General features: G+C 46.4%; 15 protein-coding genes and 2 pseudogenes. 7 read left to right on the top strand and 10 right to left on the bottom strand.

The genetic code is table 11. The features are described 5' to 3' along the window. Positions 1-19: 19 nt before the first annotated feature. Positions 20-1,222 carry a fatty acid desaturase gene (locus tag H8K38_RS02330; RefSeq protein WP_186883157.1) on the top strand — a complete coding sequence of 401 codons (1,203 nt, stop codon included), beginning with the start codon at positions 20-22 and terminating at the stop codon, positions 1,220-1,222. Positions 1,223-1,354: 132 nt separating this feature from the next. Here the strand turns inward: H8K38_RS02330 and rpmG are convergent, their stop codons facing one another. From rpmG to H8K38_RS02350, 4 genes and pseudogenes are all read right to left on the bottom strand, one after another. Further along, positions 1,355-1,522, bottom strand: a complete 168-nt coding sequence (gene rpmG, locus H8K38_RS02335; RefSeq protein WP_110257750.1) for a 50S ribosomal protein L33 — start codon at positions 1,520-1,522, stop codon at positions 1,355-1,357. Between the two features lie 25 nt (positions 1,523-1,547). Continuing rightward, entirely contained in the window at positions 1,548-1,784 is a 237-nt protein-coding gene (rpmB, locus tag H8K38_RS02340) for a 50S ribosomal protein L28 (protein ID WP_162040513.1), read from the bottom strand. A 125-nt stretch (positions 1,785-1,909) separates the two neighbouring features. Beyond that, positions 1,910-2,080: pseudogene (locus tag H8K38_RS18330) on the bottom strand (JAB domain-containing protein); the annotation flags it as partial. A 161-nt stretch (positions 2,081-2,241) separates the two neighbouring features. After that, positions 2,242-2,481, bottom strand: coding sequence for a hypothetical protein (locus H8K38_RS02350; protein WP_186883159.1), 240 nt, complete (start codon positions 2,479-2,481; stop codon positions 2,242-2,244). 300 nt (positions 2,482-2,781) lie between these two features. On the opposite strand from H8K38_RS02350, the gene H8K38_RS02355 reads away from it, so the two are divergent. From H8K38_RS02355 to H8K38_RS02370, 4 genes are all read left to right on the top strand, one after another. Further along, positions 2,782-3,786 (top strand): nucleoid-associated protein, encoded by a 1,005-nt coding sequence (locus H8K38_RS02355; RefSeq protein WP_186883160.1) that lies wholly within the window; start codon positions 2,782-2,784, stop codon positions 3,784-3,786. Further along, positions 3,783-4,958: a hypothetical protein gene (locus H8K38_RS02360; protein WP_186883161.1), complete on the top strand. Its 1,176-nt coding sequence runs from the start codon at positions 3,783-3,785 to the stop codon at positions 4,956-4,958. Before H8K38_RS02355 ends, H8K38_RS02360 begins: the two co-directional genes overlap by 4 nt. A gap of 930 nt (positions 4,959-5,888) precedes the next feature. Next, a complete protein-coding gene (locus H8K38_RS02365; RefSeq protein WP_186883162.1) occupies positions 5,889-6,041 on the top strand; it encodes a hypothetical protein in 153 nt (50 codons plus the stop codon). Next, a complete protein-coding gene (locus tag H8K38_RS02370; RefSeq protein ID WP_186883163.1) occupies positions 6,038-6,802 on the top strand; it encodes a hypothetical protein in 765 nt (254 codons plus the stop codon). The genes H8K38_RS02365 and H8K38_RS02370 overlap by 4 nt, the downstream gene beginning before the upstream one ends. Positions 6,803-7,539: 737 nt before the next feature. Here the strand turns inward: H8K38_RS02370 and H8K38_RS02375 are convergent. The 6 genes and pseudogenes from H8K38_RS02375 to radC all read right to left on the bottom strand — a co-directional run. Further along, positions 7,540-10,650 (bottom strand): SIR2 family protein, encoded by a 3,111-nt coding sequence (locus H8K38_RS02375; RefSeq protein WP_186883164.1) that lies wholly within the window; start codon positions 10,648-10,650, stop codon positions 7,540-7,542. A gap of 684 nt (positions 10,651-11,334) precedes the next feature. Continuing rightward, positions 11,335-11,718, bottom strand: a complete 384-nt coding sequence (locus H8K38_RS02380) for a hypothetical protein (protein WP_186883165.1) — start codon at positions 11,716-11,718, stop codon at positions 11,335-11,337. Then, complete coding sequence (locus H8K38_RS02385) at positions 11,715-13,700, bottom strand: hypothetical protein (RefSeq protein ID WP_186883166.1); 1,986 nt, start codon at positions 13,698-13,700, stop codon at positions 11,715-11,717. The genes H8K38_RS02380 and H8K38_RS02385 overlap by 4 nt, the downstream gene beginning before the upstream one ends. A gap of 25 nt (positions 13,701-13,725) precedes the next feature. Next, positions 13,726-15,678, bottom strand: a complete 1,953-nt coding sequence (locus tag H8K38_RS02390) for a hypothetical protein (protein WP_186883167.1) — start codon at positions 15,676-15,678, stop codon at positions 13,726-13,728. 382 nt (positions 15,679-16,060) lie between these two features. Continuing rightward, on the bottom strand, positions 16,061-17,521 hold the full coding sequence (locus H8K38_RS02395; protein WP_186883168.1) for a site-specific integrase: 1,461 nt from the start codon (positions 17,519-17,521) through the stop codon (positions 16,061-16,063). A 53-nt stretch (positions 17,522-17,574) separates the two neighbouring features. Beyond that, positions 17,575-18,093 (bottom strand): annotated as a pseudogene (gene radC / locus H8K38_RS02400) (DNA repair protein RadC); the annotation flags it as partial. An 86-nt stretch (positions 18,094-18,179) separates the two neighbouring features. On the opposite strand from radC, the gene H8K38_RS02405 reads away from it, so the two are divergent. Continuing rightward, entirely contained in the window at positions 18,180-18,635 is a 456-nt protein-coding gene (locus H8K38_RS02405) for a peptidylprolyl isomerase (protein ID WP_186883170.1), read from the top strand. A gap of 4 nt (positions 18,636-18,639) precedes the next feature. Beyond that, a complete protein-coding gene (gene ispH / locus H8K38_RS02410) occupies positions 18,640-19,605 on the top strand; it encodes a 4-hydroxy-3-methylbut-2-enyl diphosphate reductase (RefSeq protein ID WP_186883171.1) in 966 nt (321 codons plus the stop codon). The last annotated feature ends 350 nt before the right edge of the window (positions 19,606-19,955 follow it).

Consider the following 19,955-nt stretch of genomic DNA (forward strand, 5'->3'; position numbering starts at 1 on the left):
CGACGGAGTACATGATATTTTGAGCACTTTTATTGAAACCGCAATAGATTTTCTTTCCTATGGCATTACCCGTGCCACTGGCTGGCAAGTTTTTGTATTCACAGCAATCGTTACTCATATTACGATTGCCAGCGTAACGATTTTTCTCCATCGTTGTCAGGCGCATCGCGCACTGGAATTGCACGCTATTCCTAGTCATTTTTTCCGTTTCTGGCTGTGGCTGACCACTGGTCAGGTCACTAAAGAATGGGCTGCTATCCATCGTAAACATCACGCAAAGTGTGAGACTGAAGAGGATCCGCATAGCCCGCAGACGCGCGGCATCAAGAAAGTGTTGTTTGAGGGCGCCGAATTATATCGTAGCGAATGCAAGAATCTGGAAACCATGCAGAAATACGGTCATGGTACTCCTGACGATTGGCTGGAGAGGAATGTCTACACCCGCTTCAGCGGGCGAGGCATTGTCTTAATGCTGCTTATCGACTTTCTCCTGTTCGGCGTTATCGGTATTACTGTCTGGGCAGTGCAGATGGTCTGGATTCCGATTACTGCCGCCGGAATAATTAACGGTATCGGTCACTACTGGGGCTATCGTAACTACGATTGTGTTGATGCTTCTACCAATATATTTCCATTGGGAATATTGATTGGGGGCGAAGAGTTACACAATAACCACCACACGTTTGGCACTTCGGCGAAGTTGTCATCTAAGTGGTACGAGTTTGATATTGGTTGGATGTATATCCGCACCATGGAAATGGTTGGTTGGGCGACGGTGAAAAAAGTGGCGCCGGAACCAAAATTTGTCGAGTTGAAATCCGCAGTCGATATGGAAACTTTGCAGGCGGTGATCACTAATCGCTACGATGTCATGGCTAAGTATGCAAAATCTTTGCGCAAAACCTGGCATGATGAAGTTGTTTTATTACGCGAAAAAGCCCAGTTTGAAGCGGCACGTCTGAAAGTCACAAAAAAACTGTTGCAGCGTGAACCGACCAAGCTGGAAGTATCTCAGAAACAAGAATTGTCAGAAGTGTTGGCTCACAGTACCGTATTGCAGACGATGCATGATATGCGTGTTGAATTAGGACTGATCTGGGAGCGTTCGACAGTCAGCCGTGAACAACTGGTGCATCAACTGCAGGATTGGTGTTTGCGTGCTGAAGCGTCGGGTATTCAGACTTTACACGATTTTTCCCGCAGGTTGCGCACCTACGCCTGATACGGCATAGCGTATAAGAAACGGCGTGAGTAGCGCCGTTTTTTTATGGTTAATCGAGAACATTCCGGGAAACGAAAGACGAAAAAAAACCTCGCAATGCGAGGTTTTTTTTATTGCTACTAAAACGCAAAATTATTTAATTTTGGTTTCTTTGTAGATTACATGCTTACGTGCCTTAGGATCAAATTTCATGATCTCCATTTTTTCAGGCATCGTGCGCTTGTTTTTAGATGTTGTGTAGAAGTGACCTGTACCAGCAGTCGATTCCAGTTTGATTTTGTCGCGACCAGATTTAGCCATGATGATTTCCTAACAATAGTTTAGCTTAAACTTTTTCGCCGCGAGCACGCAGGTCAGCCAAAACCGCATCAATACCGATTTTGTCAATGACGCGCAGACCAGCGTTAGATAAACGCAGAGAAACCCAACGGTTTTCTGATTCTACGAAAAAGCGACGGTTTTGCAGGTTAGGCAAAAAGCGACGTTTTGTTTTGTTATTAGCGTGGGAAACGTTGTTGCCAACCATCGGCCCTTTCCCAGTTACTTGGCAGACACGTGCCATATTTAACTCCTTGATAGTTTCCGAAATTGGAAAAAATGAGAGTATAAACAAAATCCCATGAATTATCAATGACTTGCGAAAAACAATTGTATCTTAATTTAAAAATTAATTTAACAATTTAAAATTCAGAGTAAACCATGTTCTGCGAAGGAGTAAACATCTGGGTTTGCAATAATAAAATGATCCAGTACTCGTACATCGACCAGTGCCAGTGCCTGCTTCAGAGTTTGCGTTAGTCGCACATCGGCATCGCTGGGTTCGCAGGAGCCTGACGGGTGGTTGTGATAGATCATTAGCATCTTATGAAAAATGCGACACATTGATTTCCTATGAATCAAAGGCTTAGCTTTCATGATGTGTTGTTCCAAAAAATGACAAATGAAGACACTTCGCTGGGTTATGTGTTCATCCACTTTGAAGCCAGACAAAGAGCAATATAAGGTTTTCGCTGACAACATTATTCATCATCTTCGTCTGAAAGTTCATCGTGGAGTGAATCGAAGTCGTATGTGCCATCCTTAATCGACAGCCATTCATCGTCCGAAAACGCATAGGTACGTTTGATCGGCTTTGCCGAGGCTAATGCTGAGAGAGCAAGCGCTACGTTTCCGCTTGTGCCTCCACGTCCGTCAAGGCAGTGGATCAAATAGCCGTATTCCAGAGCATAGAGACGAATCTGTTCTTGTATCTGCGACATTATTTAAGCATTGGTCTATCGATATGACGCTTTACTATGCCATGGGTATCCCGACCATTGAACGAGCGAAAAACCATATTCGGGAAAACGAGCTCAAGAGAGGATAGTTTGCTCCGTTTTGCAGGAGTAAAACGTAACTTGAACAGAAGAGCCAGCGCGTTATAGCTTCAGATGCAAATTTCTAGGGGAAAGATGGTCAATTTTCGATGCAAATCCCCTTCCTATGGAGTGTAGTTTCTTCTATGAATAAATGAAGTATGGAGATAAAATCAATTATTATTAATCATATGCCAATATGTCATGCTAATTAAAGAAGTTATTGTCCACCGTGTAGACAAGGAACGACATCAAAACTGCACCCTCATTCTCAAACCTAATTGCCTTCAAGTCGACGAGTTGTTGACCGACGCGGTTGCGAAAGTGCGCAAGGCTTACGGGACGACTGCAGGTCGAGCTTACGGCACGTTCCAAGAAGATCTAGTTACCTTCCCATTCAGCGGACTTCTACGTCAGTATGTGTCCAAGAAGATTTCGATGCACGATTTCAGTGTGAAATCCATGCACATATTGGGGAGGGAAATGAGTGGCCAAGCGCTTGCTACCGGTGGCTATGCATTCTTCGTCAGCTATGAAGAAAACGATAAGCCTTACTTCATGGTCATCCTGTTGAAGCTGCGCGGTGGCGTCGGTATCGACGAGAGGGCACTGACTCTCAGCAAGAATTTCAACCTAGATATCGATCACTTGCACGAGGCCGCACGTATCAACGTGAATAACTGGGAAGCGAACGAAGGCAATTACATCTCTTTCGTCAAGAAGGGCAAAGCCGACGCAAATTTCACCGATTACTTCCGAAAATTTCTCGGTTGCGCGGAGTTTGTTGAATCCCGAGAGCAAACAGGTCTGCTGATCAAAGCCATCCGAGATTACTGTGTAGATTCGCAACTAAGCCCGGAAGAAGCGAAGAAGGTGAAAGAGAAGGCATTTGAATATTTTCAGGAGCAGGCGCGAGATAAAAAATCCATTAGCCTCGCGGCGTTATCGATGCGCTTCAATGATGAGCAACCACAAGCTTTCCTCGAATACATCGAGCACAACGCCGTTGAGATCAGCGATGGCTTCGAGCCCCATAAATCCACTTTTCGTCAACTGAAGCGTGTCGGCGGTAAAGATGCCGACTTAAATATCAATTTCGATCTCGGCTTGTTGGGCAAACGAGTGCTCTACGATAAAATCAAGAAAGAACTTCACATCGTAGATCTGCCGCCGAGCCTCATTGCCCAACTTGACGCCGAGATGACATGACCACAGCTTTTAACCACGCAATCACCGTATACCGTGCTTTAGAGGAAGCGGCGTTGGACGGTGGTTACGTCAAGGGAAAACTTAAGGTTACCGAAGCGCTCGCCGCTACTCTGGCGAAATTGGCCGAGCTCGACTGGCTGCTCGAACCGTCGTTGAAAAAAGTTGTTACTGGCACCGAGATTGAGGTGGAGGTCAAGGTAGGTGTCGGCCAAGCATTTTTCTTCGCCATGACATGGGCGGACCTCCTGGCCGCGCACAATTTCAAATACGTGGCGCCTGAGGTCTACTATGTGGCCGAGGACGATTTCCTAAGTACCGAAAAAAAGGAAACAGTCAACTCTCGCCGCTATGTATCTGTGCTGTCGTTGCTGAAAGTCTTGCGCGAGGTTGCAGACTATTGCGATGAATCGCTGTCTGGTTTGAAATTCGTCTACCTGAATAAGACCAAACTTGAATTATCGATCAATTACAAAGCTGCCGATCTGCGTGATGTGCCGAAAGTGAAGGAGCTGGAGGATGACATTTTTGACGCCTCCTATAAGCACAAGGAGCAGCGGAAAGTCATCATCAAACTCATCCTCGACGAACTTCTCAAGGATACGGTAGAAGAAGCCCGCTTCCCGAAGCTGCTCTCGGACTTTTTGCTGTTCAAGCAGCGCTACAAGGACAGCTACGATCTTTACATCGCAGAATTCTCCTTCGAGAAGGTGCTGGAAGAAGTCAAAGCACACAAGCTGGATTACACGATCAAGCTGAATAAAGTCTTCTCAGATATTCAAAACCAGCTCCTAGCCATCCCTGCAGCGCTGATTCTTATTGGTAGTAGACTGACGCCTAAAGGCTTTGTTGAATGGCAGAATTCGCTGACTATGCTAGGTTGCGTGATCTTTGTCGCGCTGATGGACTTGCTGGTCCGGAACCAATACAACACGTTGGCGGCGATTTTGGACGAAATCAATAAGCAGACTGAAGTCCTAATTAGTAAACATGCTGCACTTCTGCCGAAGTTTAAAGATCCCTATATAGAGTTAGAGAAGCGTCATGCCCACCAGCGCTGGTTAATTCGGATTGTAGACGGTCTGGTGGCCATGATGTTCCTGTGCTGCGTAGCGATCTATTATTGGTATTCAACCAATAATAATCATTGGTTGAAGATTTTGGTTGCTGGCTGAAATAATTTCTATGTGGTGGTTTTTGGGGGGAATTGGCGTCTTGTCGAGGTGCATTGTGTCTTTGGAGTGGTATGCACTTATCAAAGTATATTGAAAAGCGAACCTTAAAATTCTAAGTATGGTGTTAGTCCAAGAAAATAAACTGAATATCGTATGGTAGAGTACATGTAATTTTTACCATTTTAAGCCGGAAGAGGTGAAAAAGGGCAGAAAATCGCGTTGACCAAAATCACGTCAAGAATACGAAGAAAAATGTCGGCGTGTTGATTTCGCGATGCACCTGTCGTAGATAATATTTCTTCATACATTTTCGGACAGCAGGACATTCTTCAGAACTTCGCGCCCAAACTCGTCAAAGTTGTCTTGATGTGCTGACGTTGATCAATCAGTATCGTAACTATGAGCAACGATTTATAAGCGCAATTTATTTTGAATTCACATTTTTAGAAAAATTTATGCGGGGGGCTGGCACTTGCTGACCACCTTGCTGGAGCAAGTTGATAAGCATTGTTGGAACAAATCATTGAGCAATTATGATTCAAGGTAGTAATGGCATATCAGGTGAATGCTGGGATAAAGTCCGAAATGGTGCATAAGTTTAGAAGTAATATAAATTTGATGGCTTATGCGATTTTTTGTTAGTCTGTATCCTTTCTCTGCAGCCCTGACCGGACTGGCTCAAATTTTCGTGAACTAATTCGGCTAGAATTGGTCTTATTTTCAGGGGGAAATCAGTAAAGCAGTGTCGGAAATCACCGTTTGGTGAACTAATAAATTTCTTATTCATACGGCTTATTTACTTCATAAGTCATTGAATTAAAAAAAGAAATTTTAAATTCATAATGTAATTCGACTGGAACTCTTTCTAGAAAAAGGTCTTGTTGCGCTGTATGCTTGTTTTCAGATGTCCATAACTAAGAAGGATTGAACATGGAAACTGCTAACAAGCTGTTGCAAACGATTTTGGCTATTCACGATCCCACCACTCAAATCTTCGTGCTCGCCATGGCCGCCCTGGTCGTGGTTGGCCTAGCCTTGAGCATCGCGTTCATGGCGGTTAAGAAATTAGGTGGGAAGTCGTGAGCCGGCTTGCCTTCGCTAAGTTGCCTTCCGCCTGGGCCAAAAGTAGGCCAGAATGGGTGTACGCAGATGATGGCGAACAGGCTCCGGCCGGTTACATTGAGGTGCCAACAGCTTTCCACGAAGGTAGGCGTGCTTTCGCCAAGGGCAGCATGGCGCAGCTGCAGTGGCGCTATTGCAAAGGGGGAGGGACGGCAGCGCTGTTGATCCTGTTCGCACTGGCTATCATTTCGAATAGACGTCAGAAGCAAGACGGCTTACGTGAGAATGAAACTGTGCTGGCGACTTATGAGGACATTCAAGATCTCCTACCCATATCGCGCGCACTCTTGGCCAAGGGCCTGCGCCACTTACTAGATCTTGGCGCGATCACGGTTACCCGCACAGGTAGGAACAGCCTGTATACGCTGACTGGCATAGAGGTAAATGGCAAGTGGTGCATGCTGCCCCAGCAGCATTTGTTCAACAAGCACAGCTATTTGCAGCGCCTGAAGTTCTTCGTCGACCAGATAAAGCGGCCGTCATCACTACACGCGGTCAAGCTCTATATGCTGCTGTTGGCTTTTCGGACGAACGGGGACAACATTGCCCGCATAAGCTATGACAACATCGGGGAATATAGCGGCATGCGGCGGGAGGACATCAGTACGGCCATCCAGGCGTTGGTGGCCGCGCAGCTGGTGCGCCTTGATAAAGATGAGGAAAAGGCCAGAGGCGAGCGCATGCACAATCGTTACTACATCCTTGGCCTGGTGTCTGACTAGTTGATTTGCGTGGGCAGTTCCAGTGCCTTACCTGGAGCGCTTCGGTCTCTCACCCTCGTTCCAGAGGGCTGCAGCCATTTCCACCTGGCGATAGCCGTTGTCGTTGTTGAGTGGATCTACAACGACGATGTATGGCCGCTTCGGTGCCAGGCTGTGTAAAAACGCAGAAAAATTCGGCGCGAGAAAAAATCGACTGCTCAGAATGGCCGTTACGCGATTTTCTCGACATAGGGAATGGTTACCCTATCCATAAAAATTTCGTGTTTTTACGTTTTTACACAGCCTCGTACGAATGCCACTGTTCACCGCATTATCCAAGTGCGGACGCTTTGCACCGGTCAGCGGACGCCAGCGCCTTGGTCAGTTAAAACCGGCACGGCGGTCAACGCTAATCAGCACACCCAATATTGCAATGGCGCAATCTCCCTGAGAAATTTCCTTCTTACAAAACAACTAGCCCGTACACTCGTGCAGTTACCATCAAAGGAGAATGAATTATGGGTATTTCTGCGTTCAATCCAAGCGAAACGATTAACTATGACGCCGACTATGTCCCGCAACGGTTATCGTCTATCGCTAAGTAGTAGCAGTTCGCTGCGCCTTGGTGCTCCATCGCCCTAGGAGAACTTCTCATCAAGTATAGTGGTTGACGCAAATGCTTTTTCCATAAAATGGCCAAGAAATTTTCACGTAGGCTACAACAGGCGAGAAGATTTTACCTGTCAAAAACGATCTGATTAATTTTCTTTAATCGAACATAAGATCGCTGCAGGACCATGAAAATTGAATCCAATCTGAAACTCAACTTGTTGACCGCGTTGAAGCGCGGCCCATAATGTCGCATCGACTCGCGATCTGCTAATTGGAACGCTAAAGGACTGGAGGTCAACTTTGAAACTCCCATATGTGGGCTCCAGCTTATCAACTGTTCCGGTGAAAATTATAGGCGTATTGTTATTGCTTCTCATAACACCGCGTACATCATGTTTGCGTTCACTTGAAACTCGTGCAGTACGCAAACGCTGGAACTCGTTGCGAGAATTAACATGATTTCCGTTTATGAACAATTGTCGTGCGTACCAAAATTGACTTGAATAATTTGTATCGCCATCAGTGAATGATCGCCGCCAGTGAAGCGCGGCGCGTGCCCCCTCATCTGCATAATGATCCGTTAAGCAGCGAGCAAATGCGGCGTTTACTGCTTTGTCACCCGGGAGCAATTTTAGGCAATCTTCCAAAACCATTTTGGACTTGGCTAAGTCCCCTTTTTTTTCATATAACCTTGAAAGGCTTCTTGCTATAAATGGGCTTGCTGAGTTTGTTTTAAATGCTCGCTCAAGAGCCGATACTGCCAAATCCTCTTTATTTAATAATTCGGCGAGATTTGATTCGGCGCTTAGTAAAAATTCGTCTTCAGGAAAATGCTCTAAACCACTTTGAATGTAATTTTCTATTTCTTTTACGAGCGATGTAACGGTAATCTCATTTGGAGCCTCATCCCTCAATGCCGCAGAAAGTGATTCGATTCCTACCCGTGCGACAGTAACATAGCCATGCGCCGACTCGGCGTATTTTCCTGTGAGGGTCACAGCAACGTCTTTTGCATTGCGAAAATGCTTTTCTCTCTCTAGACGATTGTCGGTTGCCTGGGCTCGGGAAAATTCTAATTCCGCGAAACTATGTTTGATCGATTTGTCATGTGGTGCGAGGTCCTGAGCGATCTTGAGTTCGGCATATGCAATATCAAAGTTTGCATTCGCGCGACTCATTTCAAATATCGCCAATTGCTGATGCTGATATGCGTTTTCCGCATTGTGCTTGCCGGCCACTTCGTAAAGCTGGCGAATCAAGGTTGGATCTGAAAATAACTTCATCAAGGATTTTGCCCTGATCAGCTCCCTAAACGCTTGCCGGTCCGGTGTGTACCCAATATCTAGAACTTCTAGCAATCGAATATACAAGTCAAACCTGTCTGCTGAATTCGGCAATGCTCTCTCAAACACTTTTTCCGCTATCCACGGATGACGAGCTCGATAAACGATATCTAGCGCAGGCTTATATTCTTCTGTCATAACAATTGATTCCAGGGGTTTAAAGAAACGATCCTTGAAATCTGTAAATGAAATATTCGTCAATCTTTTGATAATTCCAGCTCGAACCGGCACCCCCAGTCGGTTCAAAGAGCAAACTACCAAATACATTTGACGAGCCTCGTCAGGAACAATATTTCTATATTCATCAAAAATGATTTGCTCAAAAGAGAGGCCACTGGTTACTTCGTAAAGCGCCACCAAAAGTTGGCGATTCGCATATTCCAAGAACGCAGCTTTTTGATCTTTCTCTGAGAGCTGTGCAAGTGATCCGAGCTGCCCATGTTTCTTAAGTTTTTCGAGTAGCCTATCAATTTCATTTGGTGCCAAGCTCCGCAACTCATATGCCTCGTCAATTAATTGATTTAAATTTTGGCAGTCGTTATGCCACTCGTTTGTTCGCTCTGAACAAATAACAGTAATGTTTAGCCGCTTCTGACGGGCAATTTTTATGAATCGATCTATTTCAATCCAGCGCGTCGCAGGTCTATCTACAAATAGAAACAACCTTTCGCCAGTTAGCTCTGCCAGTTCTTGAATTGGATCGATGGAAATACGGGTGTCTAGGCGATAAACTAAACATAGTTTCCCAAATGTGTTGGCAGCCTCCCATGCCAATCTTCGCAGTAATACAGATTTACCTGCTCCCGCATATGCCTTTATTAAGTAGAAATCGCAACTTTGTGGGCGTTCAGAATCATCTGAAATAATAATGTCGCTTAATAGCGTGTCCGTTAGATTTCTGCTGGCATCAAGCTCTCCAGCTATTGATGACCAACCATATGAAGCGCCTTTGTAAAATGACCTTGGATTTGCACTTTCTGTTACAAAATCTGCATGTAAGTAATCAATGTCATTTTTGAGGAAAGACAACGTTGCTGGCGACAGTTTTTGATGTTTTATAAAGCGAGTTTCAATTGCGTGGTCTTTGTCAGGTCTTTGAAGAGCCCGTAACGCAGTTGGAATTTCACTTTCAAGCTGGTTCAAGAAATCTTCAAATGTTCCATCAATTGCGGTTATTTTTCGCTGCTCCCAAATTCTTACGTCTCTTTCATTTGGACCAGGACATACCACGTAATATCTTGGCCGAGAAATTCCTTCCTCAGCTATTTCTGAAAGTAACAATCGAAGGTCTGGATCTTCAAGCCTGTAACCAACAAAAACAACTGGAAAATCAGATGCAAAGCTTTTGAATCGATCGAAAAGTCGTTCGCGATATCTTCGATGCGTAATATATTGATCAATTGTTAAAATCAACGGGATGCTCTGGTCACTTGCTCTGGAAATACAGCCGTGAAGTTTGAGGTAGAGGATGCGATCCAGTTCTTTGAGTTGTGCTTCAAATTTATCAGTTGTCTTAACCACTGGAACAAGTGATTGAAGTCTGTTTTGATTTTTTTCGTATGCGTGCTCGACAAGTAAATCATAATTTGTTGTTGCTAAAGCTGCCCATTTAAATGCACTAATCTTCTTGTGAAATTCTGCCGGCTCAAATGTTTGAAATAAATTTCGAATTTCCTCTTGCACTGTCACGAGATCAGCGGCATCGTTTATCGCGTATTCGGAAATTATTGATAACGATTTGTCTTTGTCTTGACCTCCAAGAAATTTGTCGCTTAGGTAGACCCCAAGACCTTTCGCATCCGGGACACGGCGGACTGTCCCTGTCGGAATTGCGCCCATGGATGCGCCTGCTCCAAGAAATAAAACCACTTTCCCTTCTCGGATTTGTTGTACTAGGTACGGAGGTAGATTCATTTTGTCCATTTCTCATATGAAACTTTGAGCGTTTTTCCAACGTAATGCTTTTGATCCGGTGAGGCGGCGGTCAATAACAATGTTCTTGCTAGTACGGCGAAGGTAGCTGTGCCTGTTGATGCGCTGGCGTCAAGCCTGCGAATCATTTGCAAAAAAATGTTCAAGCGGGAATGTTGTCTAACTATTGACGAAAAGACGTAGCCAGTCAATTCATATTGGCAATATCGGTGCAGGTTGATGCCCTGGGGCAATCAGGTCGGATAAAAGTGTGCGTTGGCGCTTAATAGATGATAAATTTAAGTTAATGGTATTAGCGTACGTGCAAGCCATTGCACTTTCCGTGCAACCCATTGCACGGTATCGGGCAATTCAAAGCGCGTGTGAAATCAGGAGCTGTTACTTTGCCGTGACATTACCTAGAACCTTCCCGATATGTCGAGACACAAACTGCGGAATCACGTGGCTGCATACCTGCGGAGTCTCTTTTTGGCAAAGAACGCAAAGTGCAGGAACGGCCATCCCTGCTTTTAAACCGTATCCAAATTGCCTATCTTGCTCGGTGTTTTGTCGATGAGTATCCAATTTTCTCCGCATAAAAGACTATCCGTTCACAGGATATGGAGCCTGGCGTTTTTTTTAATACTCCAGGGGGATAATCTTAACCCCGTAAGTAATTTTTCAGCGCTAGGTATAGGGACGACGGCTATGGATCAACACAGGTTTGGCGGCCAGCTGTTCGTGCAACTGTCGCAGCTGCTCTCGCAAGCTATATACCTCGGTTAGAAGTGCGAGCTCGCGCTCTAAAGCGCTGTCTAATTGCCGCACTAGGTTTGAGTTTTCCTGCCGAATTGCTGGCAAAGGGTCTGCTTCGATCTTTGCCTCGGTCTGCTTTCGAGCTGCATGCTCGATCGCGGCGATCAGACCACTATATGCGGCACGGCTTTTCTTAATGCTACCACGGCCGCTACCTGCCTCTAACGCAACCGTATCATTGTTGATCTTGGCGCCTTGCTCGACAAGCCGCTGCAGTGCTTGGAAGTATTTGTCGACTTGTAGTTTCGCACTCATGCTTTGGTCTCCTGTGAGATATTTATTTGTTTCAATCTATCTCGAGCGATAAGCATTCGCTTAAGATGTTCGCTCTCCAGCCGATGTTCAACAGAGCCAGTGTCGTTTAAGGCTACTTGAGCTACGACGCTTTCTTGACTACGGATCACCATATCGAGGCGCTTACTTCGGACGACGATATTCGCGCAGTTGGATTCAACACATTCGAAATTGATTGGGTCAAGAGGCATTGCTTTGCACTCTTCGGTACTAATGCAGCCGCCTAAAACTGTTTCGCGATAAGCAAGACTTCCATTTTTAATGAGCGCTAAGGTCTGCTCTCGGCTACGCTTCGAGAAAATCTGCCGCATCTGTTGTGCACCTATCCCCAAGAGGTCATCCTCTTCATCGAAAGCAGTTTTCAGCGCGACGCTCAGCCCGAAATAAGTGCTTTCGACTTTCGCTGTGTTCCACTCGTGACTGAAGTGATCCTTCTCGAAAACCAAATTGACGGCGCGTGACCAGCCATCGGAGTAGTAGACCCGCATCTCGTCTGTAATATGTTGTAGCTGTGCCTTAAGTGCGGGCAAGCTGACCATCCCACTTCGATGCGCGTAAACACTTAAGCTACGGCGCAACTGATGCATTGCCAGTGGCCAGAGCAGTCCTGGTTCGATACACTTCCTTGCCCAGCCGCGCTCCAATTCCAGCTGATTCAGCTCATCCAGATCCTCCGCTGTGATCACGGGACAAATCGCCTTTATCAGAAGGTCTTGCGCTGTCCCAAATGCGTTTCCTTCCATCATCTTGAATGGGGTCGAAGTGGAGCAGAACAATAAAGCCTCCTGACCCTTCTGGGGGGGCTGTTGGTGCAGGGATAAAATCACTCCGCCAATCTGCATGGCAAGCTTTATGGCTCGATGCCCCTGATCGATGGTGATCCACTCGGCTTGCGCCTTGTCTCCGTGATGAAGCTTGTGGGTATAACCCTTGATCAGACAGTGCTCCCGTCCGCGGTGCTGAAAGGTATCTAGGACTCCGTTAAGGGGAAGTAGTTTTACCTCACACTTTCGCATGCCAGAGAACGCAACAACTGTATGCATAAGATGGCACTGATAGTTCCTGACTTTCCCGAAGATAAATGTGTGCAGTGTCTTGCCTGGCCCTTGTTTCCATCCAAGACTTCGCATTTGCTTGAAAGTCTCTGCGAGCATCCGTCCCCGGGCGACTTTGTGTTGCTGACGGCTGGCAGATGGTCGATTTCTGTTTAGGGTGGCCGTTGTATTCACTGTAGCGCGCAACGCATCTAACAGAACTGGAAGATTCTGTTCGATCTCTTCTAGCCCCTCAAGCAGGCCACCTAAGATCGAGCAATAGATTCTTGAAGGGATTAACGGCGTTTGCATTCCTTCTGGAAGCTCGGCCAAAGCATCTGTTAGCGTTTCCATAATCTTAGTGCGATTCATTTTTGCATCGCCTGGCAATAATTGCCGGCGATAGCGCCATAGGGCTTTTACAAGGGCCCTGGTATTCAACAGTTGGTTGACATGCATTTTATCGATACGTGTACTCAGTAACTCGAAATCCGTAAGCAACCCAAAGAGGTCGATTCCCTTTTCATATGCAAAGGAACATAGGCCTCGTGCGGTGTAGTTGTGGTTGCTCAATGTCTCTGGCGACTTGAGATCACCTTGGTCGGCTATAACCCATATGAGCGCTTTATTTTGCTCATAAATCTGTCTACACAAGAAGTGGTCAGTTGCTTGCGGCGGCGCCTTCCAAAAATGTAACGTGTTCGCGGTACTTCCATCGAGTGACTGGGATCTGAAATCCCAAGAGTCACCCCCATAGAGTGAGACCGCCTCGCCGTTGGCGTTCCGTGTGGTCACAGTTGTCGTGTCGAAGTACGGTTGAGCTACAAGGTGCTGCTTCTCTTGTTTCGAATCGGTTGAGGTATCTGAAGAATATGTGGCCTTAATGGGCTCACCAATATGACTGTTCATGCTGCTGTGCTTTTTCTCTTTGGTCTTAGGTGGCGGCTGCGATTAGTCCGAGCAATCTTAGTTGCTGAGATTTGACGGCCCAATAGTGGGTGAGATTTCCTGCCGAAACTTCGGCTTCGGTCGTTTCATATAGCTGCGTACCGAGAATCTGGCGAAGCTCGCAAAGCAAAAATTCTATTCGATCAAAAACTGATTGATAAACGCGATCTGCCCGCGCCGACTCGCCTTGTAAGTGGTCAATTTTCTGGAGTACAGAGCGGCAGGATTGCAGTTTTCGAAGATCTTCCTGATCCGCATGAACTCGGAAGTTTTCGCAAAAGAAGCAGCCCTCTGTCTTTTTGCAGTCAGGATTTACGGTGGGCGTTGGATCTGACGGAACTGGATTCCCATGCGAAATACATTCCCCGACTGGCACCGATACTTTAGCAATTGACTGGCTAGCGTTGCTTTGGATAACTGTCTTTTGGAGCGACGCCATGAAGCGGCCGATGTCATTGGCCTGAGTCCCTTCTTGTGCCGCACAATATGCTCTGACCGCGGTAGCAATGCTGTGACCCATTACCTCTGCTGAGATTGGTAGGCCATAGTTTTTAACGAAGTATTGCTGCCTGTTCGATCTCAGTTGTCTTGTAGTCACGTGTGGTAGTCGAACACCAGCAGCGGCAGTCTTCTTGCGAAGTTCAACGAGGAAGTAATCTGATATAGGTTGAATAGTCAGGGGCTCCATGCTCCCAATTCTGAACCTCGTCTCAGGAGTACGTCCCTTGACTGCTATATATTCGCATTTAAAAAAAAACGGAGCGATATCGTCACATCCGAGTAGTTCAATGATCTGGTGGCGAATCTTGGCAAAGTGGCGCAATCGTGTGAACGTTACTGCGGTCATCGTTACAGGGACAAGCCTGCCACCAGCCCTGAGCTTGATTACCTTTTTTGTTAGATTGATTCGTTCGGGGGCAGCTAGTTGCTTCGATAAATCAGCCGGCTCTTCATAACGTTGTAATTGGGCGAGGTTTGTCCCTGAGTCACCAAGGACTAGTCCCGCGTATGACATAGCGGCTAGATCCATGAGGCGAGCTCGGCTATATCCGGCTTCCAGATACAAAGTTTGAATATCGTTACTTGAAGGGAGTGAAAGCTGCCATGTCCCATCGCTTTCCTTATCAGTACCTGAGTCTAGAATGCGAAGGGCAGAGTCGAAGATTCCCGCGAGGGACGACATAAACTGTGCGATGTCTTCATCTTTAAGTGCCTTTGTTGAACCTCCCCTATGGTCCGAGCGGATCTTCTCAATTTCGTCACTGAATTGGCGTTGATGGATTACGTCTAATACCCGCATCGTGTTAATTTCTTGGTTTACGACGGTGCGGCGAGCACTGGCGTGAGTTTGAATCTTTGTCTTCAAGTAGCGATGATAGAGTTCGATGGCGTGTATCGCTAAGCCAGAGTCGGAAAGTACGGTTTCAAAGCGTCCGGCGTGCTCGTCGTTATCCAGCCAAATTAGGAATCTGCCAAAAGACGAGACTACGTCATAGACGGTCTTTGAAGATGCTGCGGAAATTTTGAAGTGCTCCGACAAGCGCTGGATGACCAGCGGGAGCGCGGCAGCCCTTGCGGCAGAGAAGGAGGCCGGCGTACAAAAGTTGCAGGCACCGATCACATGTCGTTCAAGATAGCACCAGACGAATATCGGCAACCGTTTTCCATGGCTCAAAAGAAGGACGGTTTTTTCAATATTCCAGATTGAAGGAGCCTTGTCGAACGGGAATTCCAGTGCGGGAAGAGCTTGCAAGTAAGATGGGGTCGTCCGAATTATTTCAGGCCCAACGCTGGCCTTCTCAATTTCGTCGCGGAATTGCCGCTGGTGGATTATTTCTAAGAATCGCAACGTATAGTTGAGTGATGGAGGGCTGCGGGTACTGGACTCAGTTTGAATGTTATTCTTCAAATAGCGATGGTAGAGTTCGAAGGCGTGCATCGCTAGGTCCGAGTCCGAAAGTATCGACTCGAATCGTCTGTCGTGTTCACTGCTATCAGCCCAAATTAGGAATCGACCAAAGGACGAGAGCAATTTAGCGGCGGTTTGCCAAGACATGGAAGAAAGTTTGAAGTACTCAGACAAACGCTGGATGACCCGAGGGAGAGCGGTAGCCCGTGCGTTAGATAAGGACGCTAAGGTACAAATGTAGCCGCTGCCAACAATGTGACGCTTAAGATAACACCAGACAAATATTGGATATCGGTTTCCTTGGTCCAGTTGAAGGACCGCATTTTCACTTACCAAGTTTGCCGGAGGTTTATCGAATGGGAATGCAATTGTTGGGATGGCATTCAAGTAGTATTGATGAGTGTGTATTGTCTTAGCCATCAACGTCAGTATCGTTAATATTTTTTTCCGCGATTGAGGCAAACTCCATTAGCTCAACCAAGTGTGATGACCAACCTTGCAATGCGGAGTTGAGATGTTGTATACGACGTCGGTATTCCAAATACTTTTCGGTCGTCTTCGTGGACTTGTGCCACATCAGCTTTCGGAGTTGATCCAGTGCCCAGTGGTATTTTTTGATGTCGGCGTTATCGCCTCCCATTACACCGTCAACCCAGTTCATTCCAAAGGTGGCGCGTGTATCGTGAAATTTGTAGTGAAAATTAGGCACCGTTTTTTGTACTTCAGGAATCACCCGCTTTTTAATGAATTCGCGCAGGGCCTGTCCTTGAGGGGATGTGCGACGTAACGGTGCGCCTGGACGAACAGAATTGCGCTCTTCTTTCCGCTCATAGTAAGGATTACCTTGCCTAGTGAGGAAGACGTAATTATGAGGGCTCTCGCCTAACCGGGATTTGGCCCGGCGTTTCTTAGCTCGATCAGAAACGCAATAAGTGTGCAGCATCCGATACAAGGCTTGCGGGATTATTAAGGATTTCTTTCTGTCGAATTTCGTGTCAATTTGAGTGCCCGGGCCGCAGCTCAACTTAAAAGGCCATGTCTGGATTGTCGAAGGCTGTTTGAGAAAATCTCCTATGCGGAGAGTCAAAACAGTCATTTCGCGTGCCCCTGATGTCAGGCCAAGATAATGCATGAGGGAGAACTCAGTGTTGCCCAAGGTTCGCAGGGCGCGAATCAATACGGCTTGCTCATTTGTTGGCAATGGCCTCAGCTTTCCTCCATCATAAATTTCATCACTCAACTCATCTTCGCCCGAGCGCCCCTTTATTTGAAGGTCGGTTGTGATAACTTCTTTAGTTTGATAGAACCCTTGCGCATCGCGATATCGTAGGCCAATCGCCTTCTCAACCCATGGCGGGTTCGATGGTTTAAACGCCAAGCGATGGTCTTGCTGCGCGAAACGATATAGTCCGAGTACCGTGGACATGCGTCGGTTAGCAGTTGAAAACTCAATCTCCCCGCAATCTACGAGTCCTTGTAGGTAGGTGAGATAAAGATAGGTGGGGCGCGATAGCTTCTCGATCTCCGAAAAGTCGTCCCACACAAGACCAACGTCATCAAGGAAGACCTTATAGTCCCGCAATCCTTGGGCAACTGGAAGTAGGGAGCTCAATTTCTTGGGCTTGGACTTTGCTCTGTCTATCAACCATAAAACGGCCGGCGCCCATGGACTCGCATCGGAATTTAAGACGATCGGAAACTTTGGAAAGATCAGCGGCTTCGTAGGCGTGAGAGATTTGATTTCTCGCCAATACTCAACTTTAGTGCCGTTAATTTGGTGATTTACTGGTAAGTATTCATTGCCTGGAAGTGTTTGGACCTGTGTTAGCCGAAAGATGGGGAGTACATGAACAGTTGCTTTGGTGGAATGCATCAGTTCATTTTAGCTAAACATGCTAATTATGCCAATAGGACACAAACACGCTAATAAGCAAGGATAATCGCCGCTGCGTTGTGTTGTAAGGCTGTTTTAACTACTTCTCTGGGGTACACGCTGGCGTGATTGAGGGTGCCCCGAAATAATTCTTCTGATGTAATCAGCCTGTTTTTCGTGTCGAGAAACAGAACCGCAAATGATTCATGTGTTTTGTTTCCGATTAAGAGTTGCAGATAATGCTTAACAGCTTGTGGTGAAGAGAGTGATGCGTTGATCTGCAACTCTTCGTAAATAGACCTTCTGGCCAATTCAAGCACAGCTTGCAATTGTGCATATTTAGCATGCCCTAATCCATGAATGGCCGAGAACTCGGTAACGGTGGAGTTAAATAATTTTGATAAAGAGCCAAAGCTATTGATCATCTCGCGCCCCAGGTCCACCGCGCTTTTCCCGGTAACGCCGGTTCGTAAAAACACAGCCAGGAGTTCAGCGTTCGATAACGCAGCTGCGCCAAATCTGATCAGTCTTTCCCTTGGCCTCTGATCTTCAGGCCAATCGTTAATTGCCATATTTACGTCACTCCGGAATTTTGAGAAAAGAATCGAAGTACAAAAGCTGGCTTACAATAGACACTTATTTGTTAAAGCCATTGATCATGACCACTTCCAACACACCCATTGTTACTAAAGATGCTTATCTTACTTTGCATTACCGGCTCGCGACCTTAGATGGTGAAGACATTATCAGCACATTCAAAGAAAGCCCGGCAACATTGCAGATGGGAACCGGCCAGCTTGCTCCCGAGCTTGAACTGTCTCTGATTGGCTTGACGGAGGGAGCTCATGTAACGCAAGAATTATCGCCGGAAAAAGCGTTCGGCCCACGTAATCCTGACTTGGTTCAGCGTGTGTCTGTCGCTACTTTAAAAGAAAATTCGGCATCTGGCGAACAATACGTCGTTGGCGATCTGGTTGATTTTGCCGCGCCTTCTGGTGGACGTTTTGCCGGAGTGTTACGTTCAGTGGATGAACAGGGGTATATTTTTGATTTCAATCATCCCCTTGCCGGGCAGACCTTATTATTTGAAACAAAAATCATAGGGATTTTGTAAACACATGGAAAAAGAGATTTTATTGGCTCAGCCCCGTGGTTTTTGCGCTGGGGTAGATCGTGCAATTGAAATCGTGGAGAGGGCATTAGAGAAATTTGGTGCACCTATCTATGTCAGGCATGAAATCGTACACAACGCCTATGTTGTGAATGATTTGAAAGAAAAAGGGGCTATTTTTATCGAAGACCTGAACGACGTTCCTCGCGGAAATACCTTGGTTTTTTCTGCGCATGGTGTCTCTCAGGCCGTCCGTAAAGAAGCAGAAGAACGTGGCGTACAGATTTTTGATGCTACCTGTCCTTTGGTCTCAAAGGTTCATTCTGAAGTTGTTAAGATGCGTGATGAGGGCCGGGAAATTATCATGATCGGTCACCAGGGGCATCCGGAAGTCGAAGGTACGATGGGACAGGCAGAAAGCGGGATGTATCTGGTTGAGACAATTGAGGATGTAGATCGCTTGATCGTTTCGGATCCTGCGATGCTGGCTTATGTCTCGCAGACTACGCTGTCGGTTGATGATACTGCCGAAATTATCGCCGCTCTGAAGCGGCGCTTTCCATCCATCAGTGAACCCAAAAAGGGGGATATCTGTTACGCAACAACTAACCGTCAGGAGGCTGTAAAGTTCATGGCACCTCAAGTCGATCTGGTGTTGGTGGTTGGAAGTCCAAACAGTTCGAATTCAAATCGTCTACGTGAACTCGCCGAAAAAATTGGCGTGCCTGCATTTATGGTCGACAATGCGGCGCAGATCAATCCTGTCTGGCTGGAAAATGTCCTGCGCATCGGTGTTACTGCTGGCGCGTCTGCTCCGGAAGTATTGGTGGCTGAGGTGATTGCACGTTTGCGCGATCTTGGTGCACGCAGCGTCCGGGCTTTAGATGGTGTTCAGGAGCATGTGACGTTTCCTATGCCAAAAGGACTCAGTGCCAATAAGGAAATATCACACCAGGCAAACTCATCGACATAACAATTGAAAAATTTGTTTTCTATCGATATTCAATATTTTATTTTGCCAATTCGTATTTAAGATTGTTCCGCACATCAATGCGGATATTGACCAAATTGATCAAGTGTTGACAGTCGTCATTGATTTTTGTGGAAAATACGTAGCATCGGGTGGTTTTTTTACCACTCGTACAGTGTGTCGCATCTGTATAATTCCGCCCACTTCAATGGCGTAACAAAGAAGTCTAAATATTAGAAAAACTTTTACAAAAAGTTGCAGAGGAGAATTGATCATGTGCATTACACGTACTATTGGCACTCTCGATATGATGACGCGCCTTTTCGGATAGCAAATTGTTAAAACACGAGCGG

Source organism: Undibacterium sp. FT79W (genome assembly GCF_014284215.1).
Classification (GTDB): Bacteria; Pseudomonadota; Gammaproteobacteria; order Burkholderiales; family Burkholderiaceae_D; genus Undibacterium; species Undibacterium aquatile.